Here is a 26,667-nt window from a genome sequence, read left to right as displayed (position 1 = left end):
CTTATTATCTTGAAGCGGAAACATCGAAAGTCTTGTAGCCAGCTTCTTTGTTAACGGTGGAATTTTTGATTTTGTCCTGCAAATGTTGTTCAAAAAGATCTTCGTCAATCGGCAGATCCACCCAGTTGTCTGTCCATGTGGACAACAACATCGCATTGGAAAGCATTAAACCTTTGATGCCTTCTTCCCCTGGAGCAACAAGCGGTGTGCCGTGAAGAATCGCGTCAACGAAGTTTTGTGTAATTCCCATGTGGCTTGTTTCTTTGCCTTCGATTGGAATATCGATTTTCCAGCATTCCGGTTGACCGAATCCGCCTTTGAATGTTTCGTTAAATTCTCTTTCGGAAACGCGCAAACGCCAGAATGTCAACTTGCCGTCTTCAATAACAATTTTGCCGCGATCACCGGAAATTTCAAAACGATTTGTTCCCGGAGCTTCCCCTGTCGTTGTAACGAACAACCCTGTCGCGCCGTTCTCGTACTCAACGAATGCTGTTACATCATCTTCTACCTCGATATTGCGGTGTTTTCCGAAATAACAGAACGCGCGAACACGCTTCGGCATCATGTCAATCGTCCACTGCCACAAATCAAGCTGATGCGGATCCTGGTTAATCAGAACACCGCCGCCTTCGCCAGCCCATGTTGCGCGCCAGCCGCCTGAATCGTAATAGCTTTGGGATCTGTACCAGTTCGTAATGATCCAGTTCGTTCTGCGGATTTCACCGAGTTCACCGGATTCGACCAGATCTTTGAGCTTTTTATATAAAGGATTTGTACGTTGGTTGTACATCATGCTGAAGACTTTGCCTGACTCTTTAGCCGCTTCATTCATTTGACGAACTTGTTTCGTATAAACGCCAGCCGGTTTCTCACAAAGAACATGTAGTCCAGCTTTAAAAGCTTTTATCGCTACTTCTGGATGATCATAGTGTGGAGTCGCAATCAGTACGCTATCAATAACGCCTGAGTTCAGAAATGCATCAAGATTGTCGAATAATTGGATGTCCTGACCTAGGTTTTCTTTCGCCCACTCCAAACGATCCGCTCTGAATTCACATATAGCTGTCAATTCAGCGCCTTTTACTTCGTTCTTCACCAAATATTTGGCATGTCCAGTTCCCATATTGCCCAGACCGATAATACCAATCCTAACTTTCTCCATATGTACTCACCTTTTTCTTGTCAGATTCACAATAATTGAACACGTTACCAATGTAGCATATTTCAGGAGTTCGCATCTTGTCGCAGATTGACTACCTTATTGCGAACTTTGACAGATCTGTGCTTTCGCCAAGTAAAAAGGACCGGATGCCCGGTCCAAAATACTCCAATTAGTCCTTTATCTTGATAGTCCTTTATCTTGCTCCAACCGGCGTTTTGTCGGAAGAGATTTTGCCGAGTGCTTGGCCGGCTTCATCTTCGAAGCTGCCGCGGACGGCCAGATCTCCGATGGCTACGATGCCAACGAGCTCGCCGTTCTCAACGACCGGCAGCCGCCGGATTTGATTTTTCGCCATAATCTTGGCTGCTTCTTCAATAGATGTATTCGGATCTATCGTTGCAATATCTTTCGTAATTACCTTCTCAACGGCCGTAGAACCTGAATGTTTTTCCGCATATCCGCGGACGACCAAATCACGGTCGGTCACAACACCAATGAGCTTCTTACCGTCAACAACGGCAACAAATCCGATATCGTGTTGTTTCATTTTCAAAGCAATTTCATATACATTATCCTGCAAAGTCACTGTCACGCAATCTTTACTCATAATATCCCGAACTGTTTTCCCAGCCATGTCCACGATCCCTCCCTTAGAGTTGTCTTACAGACATAGCATTCTCCAAAGGATGGACGGCATTCATGCCATATAATCCAAAGCCATTCCAAGCAGCAAATTAGCCGAATTCAGCATGGACTTCTCATCGATATCGAATTTGGGATGGTGATGCGGATGGATAATCCCTGCTTCTACATTGCCCGCCCCTACAAACATGTAACAACCCGGTCGATGATGCAAATAATAAGAGAAGTCTTCTCCGGCCATAATAAGTGGAGATTCCTGTGTAGCTTCTGCCCCAAATAATGCAGCTCCTACCTTAAAGAATCGCCCAGCTTCATTCGGGTCATTCACTACCGTTGGATAGCCCATCTTATAATCAATTTCGTAAGCAGCTCCATACATTTCGCAAGTAGACTGCACGATCCTTTCAATGCGCTGCTTAACATCTTGTCTAAGCTCTGCGTTAAAAGTCCTGACAGTCCCGCTTAACGAACTTGTTTCAGCAATCACGTTGAAGCTCGTCCCTCCGTGAAAGGAACCGATGCTTACGACGCATGGTTCAATCGGATCTACTTGACGGCTTACAATCGATTGCAGGTTCACAACTAATTGAGAAGCCACATAGATGCTGTCAATAGTTTGATGAGGCAAGCCACCGTGACCGCCTTTCCCTTGAATCTGGATTGTAAATTCATCGGGAGCCGCCATTAATGGACCCGCTTTGGAGTAAACATTGCCGACGGGGAATGGTGTCCACAAATGTACGCCAAACACAGCATCAACACCTTCAAGCGCGCCATCTTGGATCATGGCATCCGCCCCGCCAGGGGTGATTTCTTCCGCGTGCTGGAACAAGAAAACCAGATTGCCTTTCAGTTCAGCCCGGCGCTTGCTTGCTACCTTAGCGATCCCGAGAAGCGTAGATGTGTGGGCATCATGTCCACATGCATGCATAACCCCTTTGGTCAGGGATGCGTATGTGCAGTCTTTCTCATCTTGAATAGGAAGAGCATCCATATCGGCTCGCAGAGCGACGGTTGGTCCGGCTTCACCGCCGCGAAGAAGCCCGACAACGCCATTGCCGCCAACGCCTTGACGGACTTCAATGCCCCAACTGCGAAGGTGGGTCGCGACGAAATCAGCCGTCCGGTACTCATGGAAGGAGAGTTCAGGGTTTTGATGCAGATAGCGCCTCCAGCCAACCATTTCTTCATAAATGGCTTGTAAGTCCGCTTGAAAATCAATCATAGATAACTCCTCCGCTCATCCTTATATGTAGGTATTTCATATTTGCCTAAGTGATTGAACCTATTCTACCAAATTAATGCGCCAGTTTCATCTCCAAAGTGCCATCAAATATTAGAAATTAGACGAAGCTATCGACTTGCAGAACCATTGGAAACATACTATCATGAATAAAGAATGCATACGTACAATATGGAGGCGTTATAAGTGATTATTGAAGCAACTGGCTTAAAAGGCTTAAAAAGCGATCTGGCTCACCTGGATGAAGTAACGACGAAGCTAGGTTTCGTGCGCTGGCAGTGGGAATACACTCGTGCTACTTATGATTTCAAAATGGAAGATAAAGCAAGTAAATCCGTGTACTTCTTGCGTGTAAATGCACGTGTAGAATCGGGCAAACTGGAATCTCCTTACGCTATTTTGTTTCTAGAGGATGCATACATAGGCAGAGAAACATTCCCACATGGTTTGGACTACGATTCACCAATTCCTGAATCCGTGCTCAAACTTTCCAAACAAAAATTGGATCAGCTGAAGCAATTATTAGCGGACTAGGCGAGGATACAGCATGAATCCACCTCGAAGAGGAACGCCGGATTTTCTGCTGCTTCTATTAACCTTTGTGCTTGTTTGCTTCGGTCTGGCCATGGTTTTCAGTGCAAGCTCGATGACAAGCGCTTATTATGGAGATCCCTGGGCATTTACGAAAAAGCAGTTAATCGCAGTCGGGATTGGAACCATCGGCATGCTCTTTTGCATGAATCTCCATTACACGAAGCTCAAAAAGCTTGTCATCCCAGCGTTCTTCTTTATCGTGCTTGCCCTAATCTTCGTTATCTTCACAACCAAAGCAAACGGAGCCAGCAGTTGGTACACGCTTGGTAAATTCGGGATTCAGCCGACAGAGTTCGCCAAGTTGATTGTCATTCTGTATTTGGCTTCGTTAATCAGCAATAAGGAGGAGAATTTCCGCAATTTCAAAAAGGGGCTTCTCCCTGCTTTGATTGTTGTCGGATTCGTCTGTTTCCTGATCATGCTTCAGCCGGATCTTGGTTCATGCATGATTCTTTTTGTTTGTTCGGCCATCGTGATTATGGTTGGCGGCTCCAATTTGAAGCACATTTTCATGCTGGGGACAAGCTTGCTTACCCTTGGTGCAATCGGCGTAGCCCTATATATGTTAAAAGGCGGCTCCGATGGCAACAACTATCGAATTGACCGTTTGACTTCGTTTATGGATCCTTTCTCGGACCCCCAAGGTGCCGGACATCAGGTGGTCCAGTCCTTATACGCATTTGGACACGGCGGCTTTCGAGGGGCTGGCTTCGGACAAGGCATCCAGAAACTGCACTACTTGCCTGAGGCCCATAACGATTTTATTTTTGCCATTATCGGTGAGGAATTGGGATTTATAGGAAGCTCTCTATTTATTCTTCTTTTCATTTTCTTCATTTGGCGGGGTATCCTTGTTGCCGTTCGCAGTCCGGATATGTTCGGCATGCTTGCAGGGGTAGGGATCATGGTGATGTTCGGCTTTCAAGCCTTTGTTAATATTGGAGGCGTCACAGGAACCATCCCCCTAACCGGGGTAACCCTCCCCTTTATATCAGCCGGAGGATCTTCCATGATGGTCTCTCTGATTAGTATGGGTATTATACTTAGCATATCTCGGGAACAAATACGCAAAGAAGAACCAACCACCAAAAAAAGACCCTAATCGACACGAAATTCGATTGGGTCTTTTTTTTATTTTACACGAAGAGGATCGTCTGCAAGTTCTTCTTCTCTGAAAGCAACGCCTTCTACTTTAACGTTCACTTCAACCACATTTAAGCCTGTCATATTTTCGACTGCTTCCCGAACGTTCTCTTGGAGATCCCTGCATACATCCTGAATACGGGAACCGTAATTGACGATAACGCGTAAATCGATGGCAGCTTCCACTTGACCTACCTCTACTGATACGCCTCGTTGCACGTTTTTACCGCTCAAGCGCTTAGCCAAGCCTTCTGAAATGCCACCAGACATCCCTGCTATGCCAGCCGTTTCAAGAGCTGCAAGACCTGCTATTGTGGATACTACATCATCAGAAATACGAATTAAACCGGTTTGATTGTCTTCGGACATATGGATCAACTCCTAATATAGGGTTCTTTGAATGGAATGCCAAACTTCTCCACTCTGGTATAAATCTATTGTAATAAGTTCAATAGATGAAAGCAAGAACTGCCGCAAATGTCTAAATCGAATTTACTTTATCGGGCAAAGTGGGTATAGTAAAAAGAAGTAAAAAAGTTCCAATATTTCAAGGGTCGGAGGGTGTACATTGAAAGGAAAATTGTTTTACGCGGGTTTAATCATCTCTTTTGTATTGACAGGGATTGCACACTACATGCATCTGGATACAACCCTGCAATTCGTCATTGCCTGTATCGCGATTATTTTTGTCGCCGGGTTCCTAGGCAAAGCGACTGAAAGTGTGGCCCATTATGCTGGCGAACGGGTAGGTGGATTTCTTAACGCCACGTTTGGCAACGCAGCAGAGCTAATCATCGCCATCTTCCTTGTGAAGGACGGCTTGTACGATATCGTGAAGGCCAGCCTTACCGGGGCTATCATCGGGAATCTCCTGCTGGTGCTCGGGCTTAGTATCTTTGCCGGGGGACTCAAGTTCAAGGAGCAGTCGTTTAACGTAAAGCTGGCTTCCCACAACTCGTCTTTGATGATTCTCGGCGTCGTGGCGCTTTTCATTCCAGCGATTTTTACGGGAGGATTAACGTCTAAAGAAACTTCGACGATGAGCATGATCGTCGCGATTTTACTCATAGTCGCCTACTTGCTCTGGCTGTTGTTTTCCATGGTTACCCACAAAAGCATACTTTCCGATGCAGCCATGGAGCACGGCGAGGCTGCTTGGTCCAAAACAACATCTATTCTCTTCCTGGTTCTATCCACCGTCATGGTTGCTTTCACGAGTGAATGGCTGGTCGGCACTTTGGAAGAAGTGACACATAAATTCGGCTTCTCGGAACTCTTTGTCGGGGCCTTCCTCGTAGCCATTATCGGGAACGCAGCCGAACACAGCGCAGCCGTCATGATGGCGATGAAAAATAAAATGGGTGCAGCCGTTGAAATTGCTATCGGCAGCTCCTTGCAAATTGCACTATTCGTAGCTCCAGTGCTAGTATTAGTCAGCTTCTTCATGAGCGGCACGCCAATGAACATTGTCTTCACTACCTATGAGATCGCCGCCATCGGGGTCGCCGTCTTCATCACCAAGTCAATCACACAGGATGGTTCAACCAATTGGTACGAAGGTCTCCTCCTGCTATTTGTCTACATCATCCTGGGTGTCGTATTCTTCCTCGTCTAACGTTCATGTGTCACCACTACATACGCTAAACAAAAAAAGTAACCCGAATGATGGGTTACTTTTTGTTATTCAGCGCTTCATATAGCTGAGCAAGGTTACGTTCAAGCTTGCTGAGAATTTGCTTGCCTGGCATCTCGGAAATAAGTCCCGCACGAATGGCAAAATCAATTTCTCTAGACAGACCGTACATTTGCGTATCTAGAACCTCTTCATACAACGGGCATTGACGTGTTGTCAAATTTTCCATTTGTACTTCGATCAGCTTTTCGATTTTATCTGCATCTTCTTGAAGAAGATTAAGCGCTTTTTGATTCATGTCCAACAACAGATCAGATGAAGACATTCCACTTCCCCCTATACGCATAGTCATCCGTCCTTATATGTATCTATATTAAGCGAAATTGCTCCAATATACAAGAGAAGGTACCCTCAGAGATTCTGAGAGTACCTTCTTCGGGCGTTCATCTAGTCTTCTACGACATTAACCCCTAGATCATGCTTAGCGAAAACTTCGGCCATAGCGACTTTCGCTTCTTGCTCATCTGGGCCATGAACGTGCAAATCATACTTGCTGGAGCTAAGTAGAGTTGTGAACAATCCCAAAATACTTTTCACATCGATATACTTATTATCATATTGGAGAACGATGGATGATCTAAATTTATTAGCTGTTTGTGAAATTTCAACAATTGCGGCGTTATTAGCACTTGGCATATTTCATTCCTCCATTTATTTGCATATGAGTTGGTCGCCTTGCTTTCTATATGATAACTTGGATAGGTGACAAAGCGCAACTAGAAAATTTCCTGCATTCTCCAACAATTTTTATTTCGATTTGGGCGCGAGCACCCGTTTGACACCATTACCAACAAGAATTAAGACGACAAAGATTCCAAGCAGAAGGAGAAGTCTTCCTTTATATTTGTGAAAATGAAATAAATCGTGTGCAATCATGGATTCTAAAAAAACGATGGGAAGTTTCCCAATGACAGTGCCCCATAGAAATGGAGTGAATCGTACTCGAGTGAGTCCTGCAGCAAAGTTAATTGCCGATGACGGTAAAATCGGGATCAATCTCCCCAGAAGCACATAAACAAACCCACGCTGTTCCATGCGGCGGCTGAACTGAGTAACAAGCGGAAATCGTTCTAATTTCTTCTCGACCCAAGCATGTCCATAATAACGAGCAAAATAAAAAGAGGCAATTGCTCCTAGGCAAGACATGATATAGTTTACCAAAAACCCTACTTTAATCCCAAAAAGCGCAACATTCGTCCCGGCTACCAGCACAAAAGGAATAAACGGGAAAAAAGTTTGAGCAAATATCAAAGCCATGCCGATGATTTTGCCGGGCCAACCAAGATCATTCAAATGATCAGACAGCTGCCTCATATTACTATGAGCAAGTTTAATGCCTATGTGGTTAAAAAAGAAAAAATAAACCAAAAAACCGACTAAAATCAAAATAACTAGAATTGAAAGTATCCGCTTTCTGTTAGCCACTGACAAATTTCGACCATCCTTCCCTTAACCAAACCATTGTATCATGTTACCGTTAGTTCAGGAAGAGAAAAGTAGGGTAAAAGCATGCGTGTCTGAAGCTAGTCTGCCCTTTTTTTGCAGCGTTATGAAAAGCAAAAACCACCTATCTATAGATAAGTGATTTTTGTGGAAAGCTAGCCGACTTTAATTTGGTTACGCCCACTGTTTTTAGCCTGATACAGCGCCATATCCGCCCGATAGAACAACGATTCAACGCTAATCTTATCCTCTTCCCAGTTCCAATCCGATACCCCGCAGGAAACAGTCACTTGCGGATTGGTTTCCTTAAGAACTCTTGTACGTATGCGCTCTGCAATGCGAATCGTCTGATCTTTGGCGACTTGAGGCAAGTAGACGGCGAGCTCCTCACCACCCCATCTAGCCGCGATGTCGCTCTCGCGAATACAGGTCTTAATAATTTGACTCACTTGAATCAATATTTTGTCGCCAATTTGATGACCATGCGTATCATTAATACGTTTGAAATTATCGATATCTACAACGATTAGCGAACCGCAGAAGTCCTTCTTTTGCAGCAAATTCGCTTGCTCATCCAAATAGTGTCGCGCATAAAGGCCGGTTAGATTGTCCGTGATAACCATACGTTTCACTTCCGCATGCAAAGAGGCATTCGTCATGGCTAAACCGATGTGCCCGGAAAGCACTTGCAGTAATTTGTAATTATCGTATGAAAAGAAATTCGGCTTGTTATGTGCCACTAGAATGACACCCTCTACGCGGCCGTTCACTAGAATAGGCGATCCAATGAGCGATCTGGCGTTGCTTAACTGCATGATCTTCGACTTCACCTTGTTGGTTGCCAGATAGTCCGAAATGATGACGGGTTCTTTCGTTCTGTAAATTTGTCCGGAGAAGCCCTGGTCCATCGTAAAAGTCTCATGGAACAACGCTGGCAAGTTCGTGGCTTGTAGAATTAACTTGTCCGAATCTTGATCCGTTTGCAAAATGCAGCAAAAGTCGGCTCCAAAGATGCTTAAAATCTCACTGGAAGCCGAGTTGAAAATTTCGTTCAACCGCAGGCTCTGGTTAAGTTGCTTGGTAATTTCATTGATTAAGCGAAGCTCATTAATCATGACGTTCGACTGCTCATACAGCTTCGCATTCTCAAATGCCGATCCGGCCGTATCGGCGAGCATTGATATAAATTGCAGATCGGAAGCATGAATCAAATCATGCTCAAATTGCATATACAAAACTCCATACACGCCTTGCTTACCGGATAATGGCGCCGCTACTTTCCCCGTGCTTGGCCCTTCGCTGCCCTTAGTCGGCTCAAAAACCACGGTGCTTTCCATAAAGGCGCGTGTACAAATATCATTCTCAATACTCTGAAAATTCAAGGGCTTAACGGAAAGATTCGTGGAATCATTATCTTGTGAGAGCAGCAGATCGACTTGAATATGAGGGTACACGCGGTACATGCATTCAATGGCCTCCGTTAGTACCGAGTCAACATCAATTTTGGCATGCAGCTTTTTAGAGGCCTCAAACAAAATGTCATGCTTTTTAAAATCAAGCTCTCTTTGCTGATTTTGCAGCAGCAGATGGTCGTATCGGCGACGATCCTCAATGCTTTGTACACAGCTATGAAAGGATATCGATAAGGTGTAAAGCAATTGAATAAGCTCTTTAGTCTCTGTAAGAAAATGGGTGAATAGTCCCAGATAGGCGATGGGTTGTTTGTGCGAGTCCAAGACCGGAATGGCGGCAGCATTCATCGAACTCTGCCTTGAATCATCCCGTTCTTCCCCGGACATCACATGTAACTGAGGAATTGCTAAACACTTAGCTAAAGGATTCTCCTCTCGTTCAGCGAAGTTCCAAGACACTCCTGTCTGCGAGTATTCCTCCATAAACGGGGCGTTATTTAAACAAGCGTTAATGACACGAAGATCCCTATTTACGCACAACAATGCGGTTTGGTGCGGTAGCATCGCATGTCCAAATTGATAAACCCAATACTCAAATGCATCTTGCAGCGCTTGATCCGTATTGAATTCTCCATAGGAAAAGTTGCTAGGAAGAACAAGTCCTTGCCGAAGAAACTCTTCGAAGTGCTCTGCCGAACTATGTTGTTTCATACTACGAAGCGGTTCACTCATAGGCTCTCCTCACTAACAAACTATAGTTCTTTTGATCCAGGCTAAAATGTTACCTCATTTATCATACTATTTTTCGACTGTTATTGCACGATATTTTCGATTTGTTTTGGCGGATTGAGACTTGACACTTGCCCCGCTTTTTAATAAAATTAGAAGTCGAGTAACAACATGATTTCGGTGAATGCCATTTGTGATCACCCTCACTGCTTTTGCTCCTGCCAAGACAGCGGCTGAACTACTCTTGTCAGGGAATCACATTATGATTCGTAAGCAAAACCAGGCACTTGTCTTCACCCTGACATCTAGATGCTATCTACTAAACTATTTGTTAAAAAGAAGGAGTTTTTCCTAAATGTCACGTTATACAGGACCTAAGTTCAAATTAAGCCGCCGCGTTGGTATCTCTTTAAGTGGTAACGGCAAAGACATGAAACGCCCATTCCCTCCAGGTCAACATGGCCCAGGACAACGTAAAAAAATGAGCGGCTACGGCGTTCAATTAAATGAAAAACAAAAACTTCGTCACATGTACGGCTTGAACGAGAAGCAATTCCGCAACTTGTTCGACAAAGCTTCCAAACTTAAAGGTATCGCCGGTGAGAACTTCATGATCTTGCTTGAGAGCCGTTTGGACAACTTGGTTTACCGTCTTGGTCTTTCCAACTCCCGTGCAGGCGCGCGTCAACTCGTTTCTCACGGTCACGTAACTGTAAATGGCAAAAAAGTAGATATCGCTTCTTACATCGTATCCACTGGTGACGTTATCGCTCTTCGCGAAAGAAGCAAAGGCCTTTCCGCTGTGAAAGAAGCTCTTGCTAACCGTAACCACCTGCCAACTTACCTTGAGTTCAACGATGCAGCAGTAGAAGGCAAATACATCCGTTTGCCAGAGCGCGCTGAGCTTCCTCAAGAAATTGACGAGAAACAAATCGTCGAGTTCTACAGCCGTTAATAAAAGCAAACCCCTTAGGGAATTCCCTAAGGGGTTTATTTTATTTAAACTGCGCCAGGTAGTAGTTCTTTTTGCCGCGGCGAATAACGATGTAAGACTCTCCGAGTCTGCCCAGGTCCTTGGCGACCGCATCAAGCTCCGTTATTTTGACCCCGTTAACCGTCACAGCTCCGCTTTCAATGTCTTGACGAGCTTGGCGTTTGGACGGTGCAGCCCCTACAGCAATAAGCAGATCGACCAAAGGCATATCCTCTTGTTCTAGTGTCGAAGACGGAACATCCTTAAAGGCTTCCTCGATCTCTGTGCGAGATAGTTCCTGGATGTTGCCACTGAATAGTGCCGCTGTAATATTAAGCGCGCTCTCCAGAGCGTCTCCCCCGTGCACAAGCTTCGTAACTTCACGAGCAAGCAATTTCTGCGCTTCTCTCTTCTCAGGCTGTGTTTGGACCTCGACTTCCAATCGCTCAATTTCCTCGTGACTGATAAACGTGAAATACTTCAGGAAACGAATAACATCGTTGTCCGCCGTACCCAACCAGAACTGATAGAACTGGTAAGGGGACGTTTTGCTTGCATCCAGCCAAATCGCTCCGCCTTCTGTTTTACCGAACTTTTGTCCATCGCTTTTGGTTACAAGCGGCAAGGTTACGCCGTAGGCTCTGCTCTCCGTTGTTTTGCCGATAAGCTCAAGACCGGCTGTGATATTGCCCCACTGGTCACTTCCACCGATCTGCAAGGAACAATTTTTCGTTTCGTTCAGTTTCAAGAAGTCGTAGGATTGCAGGATCATGTAACTGAATTCCGTAAAAGAAATACCTTTTGTAATCCTGGAATCAACGGAATCCTTCGCCAGCATGTAGTTGACCGTAAAGTTTTTACCTACATCGCGCAAGAATTCGATCACATTCAAGGACCCTAGCCAATCATAGTTGTTGACTAACTCCGCGCTATTTTCGATATCCGATGAAAAATCCAAAAATCTCGAAAGCTGACCTTTAATGCTTTGAGACCATGCTTCTACGGTTTCTGGCCCGTTCAGGGTTCTCTCATTCGCTTTACCGCTAGGGTCTCCAATCAAGCCAGTTCCTCCCCCTACGAGCGCCAGAGGAATGTGACCCGCTAATTGAAAGCGGCGCAATGTTAAAATAGGCAGCAAACTGCCGATGTGCAGGCTATCCGCTGTCGGGTCAAACCCGCAGTACAAGACGACTCGCTCTTCGCTTAACTTCTTGTCCAAGCCTTCGCGGTCTGTAATTTGATGAAGCAATCCACGAAACTCCAAATCCTTCAAAATCGACATGTTCATCCATCTCCTTTGTTATGTGGGCATACAAAAAAGCCTTCTTATCCACAAGGGACGAGAAGACTTGACTCGCGGTACCACCCTAATTAAAACAGCAGTTACGTACATCTATAGGAACAACGCCCGTGTACGGCTAACTATTTTCACTCAAGAACCTGTAACGGGGTTTAATCGGCAAACACTACTAATGCAGCTTCTGTTGCTGCAGGTTCCCATTCACTGCTCCAGACCGTAATTCACTAACCTGCAGGTACCGGTTCGCACCCTCCACCGGCTCTCTGAAAGCATCCACAAGCTACCTACTGCTGATCTATCTACGCATTTGATACAATTTATATCATAGATTTCCGGCAATTGTCAAACCATGCAACCACCTTTCTTCGACACATCATTACCGCTGGGAGGGCAATTATGGTATACTATTAGGGTTCATGTAAGGAGGATATTGGAACTTATGCGCAATTTTTTCGCCAAAATCAATCGCCCTTGGGTAAGAACGACATTCAAAGTAATCGGAATTACGTTAAAATGGACGCTCATTTCTGCCTTTTTAGCAGGAATCGTGGGCGGCTCCGCGGCATTTGGATATGTCAGTGCACTGGTTAAAAAAGATCCTGTCCGCAGCGAAGAAGAAATTCGCCAGCAGATGCAGGAAAACGCTGTAACCGGCTTTGCTTACTTCAATGACGACACGGTCATTGGACAATTGCGAACCGAAGAAGACCGGCGTCTCGCTAAATTGGATGATATTCCGCAAGTATTGTTAGATGCTGTTCTTTCAATTGAAGACAAAGACTTCAACGAGCATCACGGAATTGATTTCCGCGGACTTTACCGGGCCGTCACTCAGAAGCTGCTGAATGAAGAAGTCCAAACCGGAGGAAGTACGATTACGCAGCAGCTCGCCAGACGGGTATTTTTAACGTTGGATCGAGATGATGGTCGTAAAGCAAGAGAATTGCTGCTCGCTCTGCGGATGGAACGCCTGATGTCCAAAGATGAGATTTTGCTCGCCTATCTGAACAAAATCCCCTACGGAAACGGCTCAACCGGTTACAACCTATACGGGATTAAAGCAGCTGCCAAAGGTCTGTTCGACATTGATGATCTGAGCAAGCTTAACGTAGCCCAAGCCGCTTATCTGGCTGGACTGCCGCAATCCCCTTCTCAGTACTCGGCATTCACAAGTAAACCGGAGTTTGATGAAGATGGCTTTAAAAAGGCTGTTACCAGGCAGCAGCTTGTGCTGAAACGGATGCTCGAAGAAAAGAAAATAACGAATGAGCAATATCAAGCTGCTCTCAAGTTTGATCTGAAAGCATCAATGCCATCTGCCGCTCAAAAAGCGTACACGACTTATCCGTATCTGATGATTGAGACGGAACAAGAAGCAGCCGAGATTTTGCTGAAAATTCAAAAGCCAGACCTTGATCCTACTAAAAATCAAGCCGCTTATAGTGAAGCTTTGAAAGGCATACATACTCAGCTATTGCGCGGTGGTTATCAAATTTACACAACGATCGACAAGACGATTTATGATTCCATGCACGAAATCTCGAGCAACGATAAGAATTTCGCACCAAATGATGAGAAAAAAGGCATTGAGCAAGTCGGCGCGATCATGATCGATTCCAAGTCAGGCGCTATCAAGGGAATGATTGAGGGGCGGAACTTCTTCGACGAACAGCTGAATCACGCTACACAAGCGTATAGACAGCCAGGTTCAACAATGAAGCCCATCGCCGCCTACATTCCAGCTTTAGAAAAAGGTGCCATTCAACCAGCAAGTATTGTGGATGACATTCCGATTATTCTCAAAGACGGCGTCAAAGGTTTCCATCTGCCAGAGAACTGGGATCACAAGTTCCACGGATTGATGACAGCCAGAAAAGCATTGAACCAGTCTTACAACATCCCTGCCATCGATATCTTTTTGAATAAAGTTGGTATTAACGACGCTTGGGATTTTGCGAAAAAGCTGGGGATTACCTCTATTCAAAAAGAAGATTATTACGCCCAAACCGGTGTAATCGGCGGATTAAGCCGTGGTACTTCCGTCAGAGAGCTGACTGGAGCCTACGCTTCTATCCCAAACAAAGGACAGTACAATGAAACATTCATGATTCGCGAAATCAAAGATTCGAACGGTCAAACGATTTATTCTCATGATCAGAAGCCAACACAGGTCTACTCCCCACAAAGTGCATATCTGATTACGGATATGATGAAAACGGTGATTAGCCAAGGTACCGCTACAGATCTAATGAAAAAGTATAAATCTTACGGCAAAATCGAGATTTCAGGTAAAACAGGCTCTACACAAGATGATGCTGATGCATGGTTCATGGGCTTTACACCGGATATTACAGTGGGCGTTTGGATTGGCTATGATCAACCAATCAATAAGCTTTCTTCCAAAACACTGCAAACGAATCACGCCAAAGACGTCTGGGCCTTAATCATGAATAAAACGATCGAACAGAAGCCAGAGCTCTTCCCAACCAAAACGTTCGCCAAACCTGATGGTATCGTATCGGCTACTGTATCCAGCTTATCCGGCAAACTGCCAAGCGAATTAACAACAAGCTCGAATCTTCAAGTAACCGATATCTTCAACAAGAAATATGTGCCTACGGAAGTCGACAATGTCATGGTGCGGATGAAAATCAGCTCTTACAACGGCTTGAACTACATGGCACAGGATCAAACACCGATAGATTTTGTTCAGGAAAAAACGGTTATTAAACGCCAGAAATCGATTTCCCAACTGCTCAAAGAAGTCCAAGACGCGATGAACAAGCTTCCTGAGAAGAGCAGAAAGCCAATCGATAATTACAAACCGACAGATTATGATGACGATGCTCCTTCCGAAGCCGATCCAAGGGTTGACGACGGCAAAGAGCCAACTGCCCCAACGAATATAACAGCAACAAAGTCCGGAGAAACAGTCTCCATCACATTCCAACCAAGTCCGAACCCGGATATAGTCGGTTATCGCATTTATCGTTCGGATAATCGCGGTAAGTTCCAACTATTAGGCGGCAAAGTTGTTTTAGCCGGTGCGGATTCGAAATTTGTTGATACGATCCCTGCATCAAGCTTAATGGGATACTATGTGACGGCTGTCGATGTTGTCGGCAAAGAATCAACACCAAGTCGTTCGGCCTATACGGACGGAAGCTCACTCGATTCACTATTTGTCCCATCCGATGATGGCACGCAGATTCCCGGTTCATCCACTCCACCTGCTGGCGCAACTGAACCACCAAACACGACAGCGAAGGATGCACCAGGCGCTCCCACCGGTCTTAAAGCCAAGGTAGACGGAGCAGGCATTGTGCTCACGTGGAAAGCAAATGCTACGAAAGACAAAGTCAAAAAGTATAACGTCTACTTTAGCACGAAGGAAAAAGGCACCTACTCCAAGCTTGGCACCGTTGAAGGTGGTACAGAGTTTCACTACTATGCAGCAGCGTACAATGGCTTCTACAAAGTAACGGCTGTCAGTGACTCAGGCGAGTCCAAAGCATCTGCTTCCATTGCCTATAATGACTAAATAAAGAACCTAGTGATGGTGCCCATCACTAGGTTCTTTATCTATTCGTCATTCAATTCATTCTAATCTTCAATCGTGGATAAGTCGCCTGTTGGGAGATTGAGCTCCCAAGCTTTTAGGACACGGCGCATAATTTTACCGCTGCGTGTCTTCGGCAGCTTGTCTTTGAATTCAATTTCACGAGGAGCAGCATGGGCGGAAAGCCCTTCTTTGACAAACTTGGAAATGTCCGCTTTCAGCTCATCGGAAGGTGTGAAACCTTCACGCAGCGCGATAAATGCTTTGATGATCTCGCCGCGCATCGGGTCAGGTTTGCCAATGACCCCTGCTTCCGCAACGGCAGGATGCTCAACAAGCTTGCTCTCTACCTCGAAAGGACCTACCCGCTCTCCAGCTGTGTTGATCACATCATCAACGCGCCCTTGGAACCAGAAGTACCCTTCTTCATCTTGATAAGCCGAATCACCGGAAACGTACCAGCCTGTTAATCGGAAATATTCTTCATATTTGGCTGGATTGTTCCAAATTTTGCGCATCATGGACGGCCAAGGTGTCTTGATTGCCAGGTTGCCCATCCGATTTGGAGGCAAGACATTCCCAGCATCGTCGATAATAGCTGCTTCAACGCCCGGAATCGGACGCCCCATGGAGCCAGGCTTAATCGTCATGGAAGGATAGTTACAGATGAGCTGCCCGCCTGTTTCCGTCATCCACCATGTGTCATGAATACGTTGGTTGTACACTTTCAATCCCCAACGAACAACTTCCGGGTTCAACGGCTCACCAACGCTCAGCACATGGCGAAGCGATGAAAGATCGAATCCGGATACAACATCATCGCCTGCTCCCATTAACATACGGAAAGCTGTCGGTGCACTGTACCAAACGGTTACTTTATATTTTTGCAGCGTGTTGTACCAATCCTGAGGACTGAAGCGTCCACCACGGATAACATTCGTAGCCCCATTCAGCCATGGAGCAAAAATGCCGTAAGAAGTTCCAGTTACCCAACCTGGATCGGCTGTACACCAGTAAATGTCGTCTTCTTGGAGATCCAGAACGATTTTACCTGTATAATAATGTTGAATCATTGCATTCTGTACATGGAAAACACCTTTCGGTTTGCCAGTTGAACCCGATGTATAATGAATAATGAGGCCATCCTCACGATCCAACCACTCAATTTCAAGCTCAGAAGAAGCCGTTTCCATCTCTTTGTAGAAGTCTACATGGCCTTCAGCAGGCTCCACATTCTCACCAACAACGATGATGTGCTTCAGATGTGGAAGTTCACTCGAAGGAACCCGGGAAAGCAAGCTTGGTGTCGTCACAATCGCAACAGCTTCACTGTCTTCCAGACGATCTTTCACGGCTGTTTCCATAAAAGCTTCAAACAAAGGCCCTACAACAGCCCCTACTTTCAACGTACCTAGCAACGCATAGTACAGTTCAGGAGTACGTGGCATGAAAATAAATACGCGCTCACCTTTGCCGATGCCAAGACCACGAAGCACATTACCGAACTGATTGGATCTGTCTTTCATTTGTCCAAATGTTACGGCTTCTTCTCTTTGGTTGTCGCTGTAATAAAGAGCAACTTTATCCTTTTTCGACGATTCAGCATGACGGTCAATGGCTTCATAAGCCATATTCACTTTGCCTGTTTCGTACCAGGAAAAGCTCTTTTCGATGTCTTTCCAGTCAAAATTTGCGTGTGTTTCCTCATAATTTTTCATGTTAGGATTAGTAGCTACCGCTTCAACGAGTTCAACTTTCATTTGATCCATGTACGTAAAACCCTCCTCACGAGATAAACCGCTTTCATTTTACTGATGTTTTCGAGCAAAATGTGATCGATTTTTGACATATTCTATTATATCACACGGAGAATTTTTCGCCTACGCCTAAGTTCAGCTTTTATTTGCAAATAAAATTTGGTATAAAGGGACTATGACCCAACGGAGAAGGAATCACTCATATCATGCTGTTTTTCAAAAGGAGAGCTAAGGTTATGCAGCACACCAAAATATATCACTCATTTCGCTTGCGAACAGCTCCCGATCAACCAGAAATTATGATAGAAGGTCCTGTTTCTGCTGACAGCTTGCAAAATCTCACGATGCATAGCAAATTAGATGCCTTCCGCCGACCTAAGGAACAACTGGAAGCACTCATTGAAATTGCCGGATTACCGGAAGGCCGGATCATCATTGCCAGAGATGGCGCTACCATTGTCGGTTATGTCACCTTCCATTATCCAGACGAAATAGAGCGGTGGTCACAAGGAAATATGCAGGATCTAATAGAGCTCGGTGCAATAGAAGTTGCGGATGACTATCGCACCATGGGGCTCGGCAAACGTATGATTCGCCTTGCTTTCGAGGACGAGCAGATGGAGAATGTCATATGCTTCACCACGGAGTATTATTGGCACTGGGACTTGGAAAATAGCAAGCTCACCGTCTGGGAGTACAGGCAAATGATGGAGAAGTTGATGAAAAGCGTCGATATGATCTGGTTCGCTACGGATGATCCTGAGATCTGTTCGCACCCGGCCAACTGTCTCATGGTTCGTATAGGCAAGCAAGTGCCTATATCTTCTGTGGAACAGTTTGATCGTATTCGTTTTCAACAGCGCTTCATGTACTAAAGATAGACCAGCTTTTGGATTACTAGGACTTCAAGCAAGCATGTTAGCTCATTCGGGGGAATGTGGGATATGAACAAGAAGGCATCAAATCCTGTCTTTATCTATGATGACGAAGAGATTCACTATAAATTTAATGAAGATCATCCCTTTAATCAAGACCGTCTGGTGATGACGGTCGATCTGCTGCGCAAAGCCGGCGCACTCCCAGACAACGCGCTGTGGGCGCCTCGCTTCGCTACAGACAGCGAGCTGCTGCGGGTTCACACACCCGCTTACATCGAAGCTGTGAAAGCGCTTAGCGCTTCCGTGCCGGAGGACCGATGGGTCAAAGAAGCGGCACGCTTCGGACTCGATACCGATGATACGCCATTTTTCCCGGGCATGCATGACGTCACGGCCAAAATTGTTGGCGGTTCCATTACCGCAGCTGAGCTGGTTATGTCCGGCCAAGCCCCGCACGCGTTGCATCTGGGCGGCGGGCTGCATCACGCGCTGCAGAGCAAGGGCGCGGGCTTCTGCGTCTACAACGACGCTTCAGCGGCGATTGCGCACGCCAAAGAGACGTACGGCGCGAAGGTGCTGTACGTCGACACGGACGTGCATCATGGGGATGGCGTACAGTGGAGCTTCTACGCCGATCCCCAGGTATGCACGTTGTCCATTCATGAGACGGGGAAATTCCTGTTCCCCGGCACGGGAGCCGTGAACGAGCGCGGAGAAGGCGACGCGTTCGGAACAAGCATTAACGTCCCGGTGGAACCTTACACCGAGGATGAATCGTGGCTGGAATGCTTCGGCGAGGTGCTGACCATGACGATCGCCCGCTTCCAGCCGGACGTCATTATCTCGCAGCATGGATGCGATGCCCATGCTTTCGACCCGCTCGCGCATGTGCACTGCTCCATGCACGTGTACAAGGCTATGCCCGAGCTGATCCACTCCCTTGCGCACCAATGGTGCGAAGGGCGGTGGGTTGCGCTCGGGGGCGGCGGGTACGACATCTGGCGCGTCGTACCACGGGCTTGGAGCCTGCTCTGGCTCGTGATGAGCGAGCAGGCGGTTATCCCCCAGCTGGCGGCGCAGCCGCAGCTGAGGCTTCCTCAGGCGTGGCTGGACGCCTGGCAGAGCAAGAGCCCGGTCCAGCTCGTGGATACGTGGCTGGACCCTGTGGATGCTTGGGCACCGATTCCGAGGCGCCAGGTCATTACAGAAAAGAACCGGCAAACGAAGGATCTCTCGATGATGTATTTGAAGTAAAGATACAAAAAGAGTTAAGCATGTTGTGCATGCCTAACTCTTTTTTCATGTTCCCATTTACAGCTGCTTCACAATTTCCTCAACCATTTTATAAGAATTCTCGGATGCTTGAACCGTGAATTCCGCAAAGTTCACATGAGCGGAACCATCTGCTTTATCAGACATCGAGCGAAGCACGACATACGGAATACCATTCATGGAGCATACCTGTGCAACTGATGCTCCTTCCATTTCCACACATACGCCGCCAAGTTCCGTATTAAGGCCAGCTACTACTTCACGGCTCGCAATGAACTGGTCGCCGGAGAGCACTCTCCCCTTTTTTACTTTACCTGCAAAAAGTTTCTCGCCTGAAGCAACGGCCAAATCCACCAGCTTGCTATCCGCTTCAAAAACAGATTTCGCTTCATAAGGAATGATGCCTCGAGCGAAACCAAGTGGTGTAACATCCATGTCGTGCTGCATGCACTCACTGGAAACAACAAGATCACCGATGTTCAGTTCCGGATCCAATGCACCCGCAACACCTGTGAAAATTACGGCTTCAACACCAAATTTATCGATTAGAATTTGAGTGGTTACAGCAGCGTTAACCTTGCCTACGCCAGTGCGGCATACGACCACTTCCTTGCCGAAGTACGTCCCTTCTCTGAAGGTAATTCCCGCTTTCACGGTTTCACGCACATCCGACATATGCGCAACAAGCAGTTCAATTTCTTCATTCATCGCACCGATTAGTGCAAGTTTATTCCATGTCATTTCATCGATCCTCATTTCAATTATGTATAAAGGAGAAAACCTCTAAGCGGCGTCATCCTCGAAAGGAAGAGCTCGCTTAGAGGCTTAAGTTCACTAGGATTGTGTAACAGAGTTACGGTAGATCACTTCATGTGGCAAAATGACCTGCATATTATCCGTTGATTCCTTATTCATCAACTTCGTCAGAAGACGCATGGATACCGCTCCGATATCATACATCGGTTGAGCGACTGTCGTAAGCGTCGGTCTTACCATGGAAGCCATGCGGATGTTATCCACACTGATTACGGCGATATCTTGCGGTACTTTGAGTCCGCTATCTTGAATCGTGTGAATGGCGCCAATCGCCATCTCGTCTGTTGCCGAGAAAATGGCAGTTGGACGCGGGGAAAGCTCCAAGAAATATTTGACAGCGTCGACGCTGGATTCATATCGATAGTTCCCGATTCGAACATACTCGTCGCGCAGCTCTATTCCTGCTGCATCGAGTGCTTTCTTGTACCCTTGATAACGGGCGAATCCATTCGCTGGATCTTGCAAAGTTCCGGAAATCATCGCAATGTCGCGGTGTCCCGCTGCGATTAACACATTAACGGCATCGAACGCAGCTTTCTCGTGGTCAATATCGACGGAAGGCATCGTTTGCGCCTCATCCTTCGTTCCACATAAGACAACAGGAACGGAAGACGTGCGGAAAGCTTGAATGTGATCTTCTGTCACGACGCCACCCATGAAGAGCAAGCCATCGACTTGTTTTTCCAATAGTGTGTTGATGACGCGAATTTCTTTTTCTTTCTTCTTGTCGGCATTACACAAAATAATATTGTAGTGATACATATTCGCAATATCTTCAATTCCGCGCGCTACTTCTGCGAAAATTGAGTTTGAAATATCGGGAATGACGACACCAACGGTTGTCGTTTTCTTGCTTGCCAAACCTCTTGCCACCGCATTAGGGCGGTAACCGAGACGTTCAATTGCTTCAAAAACTTTCTTACGTGTTTGCGGCTTTACGTTCGGATTGTTGTTTACAACCCGGGAAACGGTTGCCATGGATACGCCTGCTTCTCTTGCTACATCATAAATGGTTACGGTCACGGTTACTCTCTCCATTTTCAAAAGTATTCTGCGAGCCTAGTATATTACCGTTATGATACGACAAATTAATCCATCTTGCAATGAAAAATGAAAATACTTTGAAAATAATTTCATTTTGTTTTCAAAAGGTACACAAATATGTACAAAAGCCAATCCATAAGGGATTGGCCACATGTTGCTTATGTCGAAATTGCGCTCTGTGTGATTTGAGATAAGCGTTTGCGAATTTCTTCGGTCCACGGCTCGTCACCAAGCGATTGTGCCAGCAGTAAGATGTCCAGAAGCTCATTTATACGTTCTTCAACAATCTTTTCCATGGAATCATTCATATGTTCTTTCTCAGTTACCTTAAGCAGTAAGAAAGCTACTTCCGATAGCTCATGAAAAAACAGCTGCTGCTTCTCAGGCTTACTCCCCAGCTTGCCGATTAAACCGGTAAGCTCGGGTTTAACATGAGGAACAACTTCACTGCGTCCACAAGCCTCACATGAATAAATAGGTACATTTTCAATATCGACTTTACTTTGATAAATAACCGTACGCAGACGAAGGTTCATCGTGCGTCCGCACTTACAAAACTTTTGCATTCTAACACTCCTTCACTGGCTGGCGGCATGAACATGAATTTCTTGTAATAAAGATATTCTACGATTCTATACGATTTCCTGCCGAAAAGAGAGTAGTAGTTTTTGCCACGAATGGAAGCGTCCTGTTACTTTTCCTGATGTTTATGGAATTGCACCAGCTCGTCCACGAAACGCTTGGAAAATGCCGGTAGATCTGGCGGGCGGCGCCCTGAGATGATATTGCGGTCGACCACGACTTCTTCATCAACCCAAGTAGCCCCGGCATTTTCGAGGTCATCGCGAATGCCTGGCGTGGAGGTCATAGTATAGCCATTTACGATTTTCGCTGAAATAAGCACCCAGCCGGCATGGCAGATTTGAGCGATTGGCTTCACCGCGGCATGAAACTCCTGTGTAAGGCGAAGCACATCCGGATAACGGCGTAATTTATCAGGAGCCCAGCCTCCTGGCACATAAAGACCGATATAATCCGATGACTGCACTTCATCAAAGGCAAAATCCGTTGTGATTGGGACGCCATATTTGCCATGATAAATCGTTTTCGCTTTTGGCCCGACGATATCTACGACAACACCCGCCTCACGCAAACGTAAAACGGGGTACCACATCTCCAAATCTTCAAACTCTTCATCAACGAATGCCAATACTTTCGTACCCTTCAATTCCATACTAAGTACCTCCCACAATGGATTCTGTCTGTTCGGTTTGTGCTAACAGCTCTATGATTTCATCGCTAGTTTTGCAAACTAAAATTTCACTGACTAACTGCTTGCATTTCTTAGCATCACTGCTTAATAAACGGTGTTTGACTTGCAAAATAGTTTGCACAGATATGCTCAGTTCTTCAATGCCGAGTCCTAACCAAATAGGAAGCGCGCGGACGTCTCCCGCCATTTCTCCGCAGACGCCAACAGGAATGCCAACACTTTTGCCAGCATCAATCACATGTTTAAGAAGTCTGATAACAGCCGGATGATAAGGATTATATAAGTGCGCAATATTTTCGTTCATCCTGTCTACAGCAAGCACATATTGAACAAGATCGTTAGTGCCGATACTCATAAAATTTACTTCACTGGCAAGGACGTCTGCAATAAGAGCAGCTGCAGGTACTTCAATGGTTAATCCTACTTCAATTTGGGCATTGTAAGGAATCCCTTGGGCACTGAGTTCGGCTTTCGCCTTCTCTAGAAGGGCTTTGGCTTGACGCACTTCACCCAGCGAAGTGACCATTGGATACATGATTTTCACGTTCCCATAATGACTTGCTCGAAGAATTGCTTTTAACTGTGTCATAAAAAGATCTTTGCGATCCAGTGAGATCCGAATGGCCCTATATCCAAGGAACGGATTATCTTCTTTGGCAAGCGGCATGTAATCCAACTTTTTGTCTCCGCCAATATCCAAGGTTCGGATGACAATAGGACGACCTTTTAATTGTTTGGCAGCGTGACGATAGACTTCGAACTGTTCATCCTCGCCAGGCAATGAATCGCGGTCCATATATAGATACTCCGTCCGGAACAAACCGACCCCAGAAGCGCCGTTACGTAGAACTTGATCGATCTCCATAACTGAGTTGATGTTGGCATGCAGATTCACATAGCTATTGTCCACAGTGACAGGCGCAACATCTGCGATTTCCTGCAAACTCTCTTTGAATTCCAGCCAATTCTTTTTGCGAGCTTGGTAGCGCTCAATCGTGATTTTATCCGGATTGATATACAAGGTGCCCTCTTGGCCGTCAATAATCAAGAAATCACCGTTTTGAATCGGACGCAGAAGCTTCCCTTCCAGGCCTAAAACATAAGGAACCGACATGGCTCTGGCCATGATCGATACATGCGAATGCGTGCCTCCCAGAATGGTTAGAAGCCCTAGCACTTTAGTCGGATCCAGATGAGCCAATTGCGAAGGTGTAAGCTCTTTGGCGACCAAAATATACGGATGATCGATAGGCGGAACGGTTGAACTGGTATCCCCGAGCAAATGCTTCAGAAGCCGGTTGCCCACATCTTTAATATCCAGCGCGCGTTCCTTCATATACTCATCGTCGATCATATTGAACATACCGACGAATTTATCGATCACTTCTTTCACCGCAACTTCCGCGGCTTTGTACTGAAGCTCAATGATCCCCTGAATTTCATTCATAAAAATGGGATCTTCCAAAATCGCCAAGTGAGCATCAAAAATATACGCCTGATCTTGCCCCACAACTTCCTTAATTTCCTGCTTGATTAACTCTAATTCATCTTTAGAAGAGCGGATGCCGTCATACAACCGCTCAAATTCATAAGCCAAGTCTGTCACATCGATCATTTTCTCAGGAAAATCCCACTCCCACGTAGGAATGACAAAAGCCTGACCCATTGCTATGCCTGAAGACGCGCCTATCCCTCTGATCATCCGTTCATCCCCCCCGTAGATTTAGTAGGCTTTAAGACGACGGACATCACAGAACCTTGGCCTTTTTTAACAGATTTGAACGGAGCAAAGCTCCAAGACTTAACAAGATCCGGATTTGTAATAATCATCGGTGTCGCCAAAGATGAAGCAAACTTTTTAACTTTATTATAATTAAATTTAACTAACAGCTGGCCCGCTTCTACACGATCGCCTTCTTTTACCACGGCATTAAAGCATTTGCCCGGCAAACTTGATGTATCGATACCAATGTGCAGCAGGACCTCTAGTCCTTCATCCGTCAAAATGCCCAGGGCATGCATGGTCGGATAAATATGCATAATGGTACCTGCAACAGGCGAGACCAGCTCTCCTTTTTCAGGAATAAACGCAACCCCGTTGCCCACCAATCGCGAGGCAAAAATGCGGTCGGGCACTTCCTCAATAGGAATCATGCGCCCTTGCATCGGCGAAGTAAACAGCACCACATGAATATCTTTGCGCAGTACTTTCATAATCTCTTCACGAATTAGCTCTGAGAATGTCCCGAACACGACCTGAACATTGCCTCCTCCAAGACGGATGACGCCTGCAGCTCCTAAATGTCGTAATGCCGTGATGTCAATCAATCGATCATTAACAAGCGTAAGGCGCAATCTGGTAATGCAGGCTTCAATCTTCTTAATATTGTCTTTCCCACCCAAGGCTTGCAAAATTAAAGGTGAGCGATACGGAATATCGCCAGCCCATTCTTCGAGTGAAGAACCTTCTTCCCTGCCTGGCGTCGGTATCTGGAACCGTCTGATCGCCCAGCGAAACATGAAGTAATACACCAGTCCATACACGATTCCAATCGGGATTAGCAGCAGACCGTTATGCGATAAATGCAAATTAATAACGTAGTCTATAGCACCTGCCGAGTAGGAAAAACCATGTTGAATATGCAGCTCATAGGCCAACCACATGGCTACACCTGATAAAATAGCGTGAATAATGAACAAATAAGGTGCAACAAACAGGAAAGCAAACTCAATCGGCTCCGTGACACCTGTCAAAAAAGAGGCTAACGCCGCTGTCAGAAATGTCGCCTTGATCTTCGGCTTCAAATCCTCACGCGCTTCCCCGATGATGGCAAATGCAATGGCAGGAAGCGCAAACATCATGATAGGATATAGACCGGCCATGTACATCCCAGCCGTAGGATCACCGGCGAAAAAACGTGGTAAATCCCCGTAAGCCATCTGCCCTGATGGTGTTTTGTAAGCTCCCACTTGAAACCAAAAAAAGTTATTCAAAATATGGTGCAGACCTGACGGCACTAACAATCGATGCGCAATACCGTAAACAAATGCACCAAACCCGCCAAGGCCGAGTAGCCAATTCGAAAGCTTACCCATTACATCTTCCAAAAACGGTCCTATCACAATCATGATATAGGACACAATGAGCGTGCACATCCCCATGATGAGCGGCACCATGCGGGGGCCACCGAAAAATTGTATGTATTCAGGCAGCTTGATCTCTTTGCAGCGATGATAAATAATGGCTGCAAGCAAACCGATTAAGATCCCGCCCGGTACACCCAATTGAAAATGGGACCCAAGTGAATGTTCGATGAGCCTCGTAAACATAAAATAGCCCAGCATGGCAGACAGTCCGGCGATTCCGGCACTTTCCGTAAGACCGAGCGCCACGCCAACAGCGAATATGATGGGTATATAGTCAAAGACCGTATTCCCTGCTAACAGCAGCATATCCCCAAAGCCGGATGCGTGAATCCCATCCCAAGGTAGATTCCCCAGACTAAGCAGCACAGCAGCAATAGGAAGCGCAATGGTGGGCAGCATTAATGAGCGGCCAAGCTGTTGTAAGTTCCCCATCCAATTCAAACGTATGCTACCTCCTAAAAGTTTTGCTATAACAAAACCAACATCGTAAGCCAAAGCCTAGTGTTCTTGAAAAAACTTACATGGTAAGCATAAGCCTCTCTTATCAAATCGTATAGCTTGTTTGCCAGTTTGTCAAAACAAAA

The 26,667-nt window shown here is 46.0% G+C and carries 23 protein-coding genes and 1 other annotated feature; of the genes, 7 read left to right on the top strand and 16 right to left on the bottom strand.

The features are described from left to right. Positions 1–4: 4 nt before the first annotated feature. From ACUN27_RS14400 to ACUN27_RS14390, 3 genes are all read right to left on the bottom strand, one after another. Complete coding sequence (locus ACUN27_RS14400) at positions 5–1,165, bottom strand: Gfo/Idh/MocA family protein (RefSeq protein WP_315951274.1); 1,161 nt, start codon at positions 1,163–1,165, stop codon at positions 5–7. Between the two features lie 193 nt (positions 1,166–1,358). Continuing rightward, on the bottom strand, positions 1,359–1,799 hold the full coding sequence (locus ACUN27_RS14395) for a CBS domain-containing protein (protein ID WP_157321397.1): 441 nt from the start codon (positions 1,797–1,799) through the stop codon (positions 1,359–1,361). A 63-nt stretch (positions 1,800–1,862) separates the two neighbouring features. Beyond that, positions 1,863–3,032 (bottom strand): M20 family metallopeptidase, encoded by a 1,170-nt coding sequence (locus tag ACUN27_RS14390; protein WP_315951275.1) that lies wholly within the window; start codon positions 3,030–3,032, stop codon positions 1,863–1,865. A 204-nt stretch (positions 3,033–3,236) separates the two neighbouring features. On the opposite strand from ACUN27_RS14390, the gene ACUN27_RS14385 reads away from it, so the two are divergent. Next, entirely contained in the window at positions 3,237–3,584 is a 348-nt protein-coding gene (locus tag ACUN27_RS14385) for a YugN family protein (protein ID WP_315951276.1), read from the top strand. A 13-nt stretch (positions 3,585–3,597) separates the two neighbouring features. Then, complete coding sequence (ftsW, locus tag ACUN27_RS14380; protein WP_326062170.1) at positions 3,598–4,746, top strand: putative lipid II flippase FtsW; 1,149 nt, start codon at positions 3,598–3,600, stop codon at positions 4,744–4,746. A 29-nt stretch (positions 4,747–4,775) separates the two neighbouring features. Here the strand turns inward: ftsW and ACUN27_RS14375 are convergent, their stop codons facing one another. After that, a complete protein-coding gene (locus ACUN27_RS14375) occupies positions 4,776–5,156 on the bottom strand; it encodes an Asp23/Gls24 family envelope stress response protein (RefSeq protein ID WP_127452164.1) in 381 nt (126 codons plus the stop codon). A 199-nt stretch (positions 5,157–5,355) separates the two neighbouring features. Here ACUN27_RS14375 and cax point away from each other — a divergent pair, with 199 nt between their 5' ends. Next, positions 5,356–6,402, top strand: a complete 1,047-nt coding sequence (gene cax, locus ACUN27_RS14370) for a calcium/proton exchanger (protein ID WP_315951278.1) — start codon at positions 5,356–5,358, stop codon at positions 6,400–6,402. A gap of 55 nt (positions 6,403–6,457) precedes the next feature. Here the strand turns inward: cax and ACUN27_RS14365 are convergent, their stop codons facing one another. The 4 genes from ACUN27_RS14365 to ACUN27_RS14350 all read right to left on the bottom strand — a co-directional run bounded on the left by ACUN27_RS14365 (position 6,458) and on the right by ACUN27_RS14350 (position 10,046). Next, positions 6,458–6,745 carry a YlaN family protein gene (locus tag ACUN27_RS14365; RefSeq protein ID WP_056833125.1) on the bottom strand — a complete coding sequence of 96 codons (288 nt, stop codon included), beginning with the start codon at positions 6,743–6,745 and terminating at the stop codon, positions 6,458–6,460. 122 nt (positions 6,746–6,867) lie between these two features. Continuing rightward, complete coding sequence (locus ACUN27_RS14360) at positions 6,868–7,116, bottom strand: HPr family phosphocarrier protein (protein ID WP_127452161.1); 249 nt, start codon at positions 7,114–7,116, stop codon at positions 6,868–6,870. A 111-nt stretch (positions 7,117–7,227) separates the two neighbouring features. Further along, on the bottom strand, positions 7,228–7,794 hold the full coding sequence (locus tag ACUN27_RS14355; RefSeq protein ID WP_445559067.1) for a TVP38/TMEM64 family protein: 567 nt from the start codon (positions 7,792–7,794) through the stop codon (positions 7,228–7,230). 284 nt (positions 7,795–8,078) lie between these two features. Beyond that, positions 8,079–10,046 carry a sensor domain-containing diguanylate cyclase gene (locus ACUN27_RS14350; RefSeq protein ID WP_315951283.1) on the bottom strand — a complete coding sequence of 656 codons (1,968 nt, stop codon included), beginning with the start codon at positions 10,044–10,046 and terminating at the stop codon, positions 8,079–8,081. A 373-nt stretch (positions 10,047–10,419) separates the two neighbouring features. Here ACUN27_RS14350 and rpsD point away from each other — a divergent pair, with 373 nt between their 5' ends. Further along, entirely contained in the window at positions 10,420–11,019 is a 600-nt protein-coding gene (gene rpsD, locus ACUN27_RS14345) for a 30S ribosomal protein S4 (RefSeq protein WP_127452159.1), read from the top strand. A gap of 40 nt (positions 11,020–11,059) precedes the next feature. Here rpsD and tyrS read toward each other — a convergent pair whose 3' ends face one another. Then, positions 11,060–12,319, bottom strand: coding sequence for a tyrosine--tRNA ligase (gene tyrS, locus ACUN27_RS14340; protein WP_315951286.1), 1,260 nt, complete (start codon positions 12,317–12,319; stop codon positions 11,060–11,062). A 50-nt stretch (positions 12,320–12,369) separates the two neighbouring features. Then, positions 12,370–12,648: a binding site (T-box leader), on the bottom strand. A gap of 128 nt (positions 12,649–12,776) precedes the next feature. Between tyrS and ACUN27_RS14335 the strand changes: the two genes are divergently transcribed. Next, the gene (locus ACUN27_RS14335) at positions 12,777–15,878 is read left to right on the top strand and encodes a transglycosylase domain-containing protein (protein WP_326062168.1); all 3,102 of its coding nucleotides are present in this window, start codon (positions 12,777–12,779) and stop codon (positions 15,876–15,878) included. A gap of 62 nt (positions 15,879–15,940) precedes the next feature. Here ACUN27_RS14335 and acsA read toward each other — a convergent pair whose 3' ends face one another. Next, the gene (gene acsA, locus ACUN27_RS14330; RefSeq protein ID WP_315951290.1) at positions 15,941–17,665 is read right to left on the bottom strand and encodes an acetate--CoA ligase; all 1,725 of its coding nucleotides are present in this window, start codon (positions 17,663–17,665) and stop codon (positions 15,941–15,943) included. A 224-nt stretch (positions 17,666–17,889) separates the two neighbouring features. Between acsA and ACUN27_RS14325 the strand changes: the two genes are divergently transcribed. Both ACUN27_RS14325 and ACUN27_RS14320 read left to right on the top strand, forming a co-directional pair. After that, the gene (locus tag ACUN27_RS14325) at positions 17,890–18,528 is read left to right on the top strand and encodes a GNAT family N-acetyltransferase (RefSeq protein WP_157321418.1); all 639 of its coding nucleotides are present in this window, start codon (positions 17,890–17,892) and stop codon (positions 18,526–18,528) included. Between the two features lie 69 nt (positions 18,529–18,597). Next, entirely contained in the window at positions 18,598–19,785 is a 1,188-nt protein-coding gene (locus ACUN27_RS14320; protein WP_326062167.1) for an acetoin utilization protein AcuC, read from the top strand. Positions 19,786–19,842: 57 nt separating this feature from the next. On the opposite strand, the gene ACUN27_RS14315 is transcribed toward ACUN27_RS14320, so the two are convergent. From ACUN27_RS14315 to ACUN27_RS14290, 6 genes are all read right to left on the bottom strand, one after another. Continuing rightward, positions 19,843–20,544, bottom strand: a complete 702-nt coding sequence (locus ACUN27_RS14315; protein WP_315951293.1) for a 5'-methylthioadenosine/adenosylhomocysteine nucleosidase — start codon at positions 20,542–20,544, stop codon at positions 19,843–19,845. 93 nt (positions 20,545–20,637) lie between these two features. Then, positions 20,638–21,642, bottom strand: a complete 1,005-nt coding sequence (gene ccpA / locus ACUN27_RS14310) for a catabolite control protein A (protein ID WP_127452146.1) — start codon at positions 21,640–21,642, stop codon at positions 20,638–20,640. A 179-nt stretch (positions 21,643–21,821) separates the two neighbouring features. After that, entirely contained in the window at positions 21,822–22,229 is a 408-nt protein-coding gene (locus ACUN27_RS14305; RefSeq protein ID WP_127452144.1) for a hypothetical protein, read from the bottom strand. Positions 22,230–22,354: 125 nt separating this feature from the next. Beyond that, a complete protein-coding gene (locus ACUN27_RS14300; protein WP_315951295.1) occupies positions 22,355–22,897 on the bottom strand; it encodes a type 1 glutamine amidotransferase domain-containing protein in 543 nt (180 codons plus the stop codon). Between the two features lies 1 nt (position 22,898). Further along, positions 22,899–24,638 carry a phosphoenolpyruvate--protein phosphotransferase gene (gene ptsP, locus ACUN27_RS14295; RefSeq protein ID WP_315951297.1) on the bottom strand — a complete coding sequence of 580 codons (1,740 nt, stop codon included), beginning with the start codon at positions 24,636–24,638 and terminating at the stop codon, positions 22,899–22,901. Beyond that, complete coding sequence (locus tag ACUN27_RS14290) at positions 24,635–26,524, bottom strand: glucose PTS transporter subunit IIA (RefSeq protein ID WP_315951299.1); 1,890 nt, start codon at positions 26,522–26,524, stop codon at positions 24,635–24,637. The genes ptsP and ACUN27_RS14290 overlap by 4 nt, the downstream gene beginning before the upstream one ends. Between the last annotated feature and the right edge of the window lie 143 nt (positions 26,525–26,667).

It is taken from the genome of Paenibacillus sp. WC2504 (genome assembly GCF_052682475.1).
The sequence above is the reverse complement of the archived record's forward strand: the minus strand, read 5'-3'. Positions and strand labels throughout refer to the sequence as shown.

Bases quoted from the DNA above. Each gene is read 5' to 3' on its own strand.
- ACUN27_RS14400 (WP_315951274.1), bottom strand. From the start codon at position 1,165: ATGGAGAAAGTTAGGATTGGTATTATCGGTCTGGGCAATATGGGAACT.
- ACUN27_RS14395 (WP_157321397.1), bottom strand. From the start codon at position 1,799: ATGGCTGGGAAAACAGTTCGGGATATTATGAGTAAAGATTGCGTGACA.
- ACUN27_RS14390 (WP_315951275.1), bottom strand. From the start codon at position 3,032: ATGATTGATTTTCAAGCGGACTTACAAGCCATTTATGAAGAAATGGTT.
- ftsW (WP_326062170.1), top strand. From the start codon at position 3,598: ATGAATCCACCTCGAAGAGGAACGCCGGATTTTCTGCTGCTTCTATTA.
- ACUN27_RS14375 (WP_127452164.1), bottom strand. From the start codon at position 5,156: ATGTCCGAAGACAATCAAACCGGTTTAATTCGTATTTCTGATGATGTA.
- ACUN27_RS14365 (WP_056833125.1), bottom strand. From the start codon at position 6,745: ATGTCTTCATCTGATCTGTTGTTGGACATGAATCAAAAAGCGCTTAAT.
- ACUN27_RS14360 (WP_127452161.1), bottom strand. From the start codon at position 7,116: ATGCCAAGTGCTAATAACGCCGCAATTGTTGAAATTTCACAAACAGCT.
- ACUN27_RS14355 (WP_445559067.1), bottom strand. From the start codon at position 7,794: ATGAGGCAGCTGTCTGATCATTTGAATGATCTTGGTTGGCCCGGCAAA.
- ACUN27_RS14350 (WP_315951283.1), bottom strand. From the start codon at position 10,046: ATGAAACAACATAGTTCGGCAGAGCACTTCGAAGAGTTTCTTCGGCAA.
- rpsD (WP_127452159.1), top strand. From the start codon at position 10,420: ATGTCACGTTATACAGGACCTAAGTTCAAATTAAGCCGCCGCGTTGGT.
- tyrS (WP_315951286.1), bottom strand. From the start codon at position 12,319: ATGTCGATTTTGAAGGATTTGGAGTTTCGTGGATTGCTTCATCAAATT.
- ACUN27_RS14335 (WP_326062168.1), top strand. From the start codon at position 12,777: ATGCGCAATTTTTTCGCCAAAATCAATCGCCCTTGGGTAAGAACGACA.
- acsA (WP_315951290.1), bottom strand. From the start codon at position 17,665: ATGGATCAAATGAAAGTTGAACTCGTTGAAGCGGTAGCTACTAATCCT.
- ACUN27_RS14325 (WP_157321418.1), top strand. From the start codon at position 17,890: ATGCAGCACACCAAAATATATCACTCATTTCGCTTGCGAACAGCTCCC.
- ACUN27_RS14320 (WP_326062167.1), top strand. From the start codon at position 18,598: ATGAACAAGAAGGCATCAAATCCTGTCTTTATCTATGATGACGAAGAG.
- ACUN27_RS14315 (WP_315951293.1), bottom strand. From the start codon at position 20,544: ATGACATGGAATAAACTTGCACTAATCGGTGCGATGAATGAAGAAATT.
- ACUN27_RS14305 (WP_127452144.1), bottom strand. From the start codon at position 22,229: ATGCAAAAGTTTTGTAAGTGCGGACGCACGATGAACCTTCGTCTGCGT.
- ACUN27_RS14300 (WP_315951295.1), bottom strand. From the start codon at position 22,897: ATGGAATTGAAGGGTACGAAAGTATTGGCATTCGTTGATGAAGAGTTT.
- ptsP (WP_315951297.1), bottom strand. From the start codon at position 24,638: ATGATCAGAGGGATAGGCGCGTCTTCAGGCATAGCAATGGGTCAGGCT.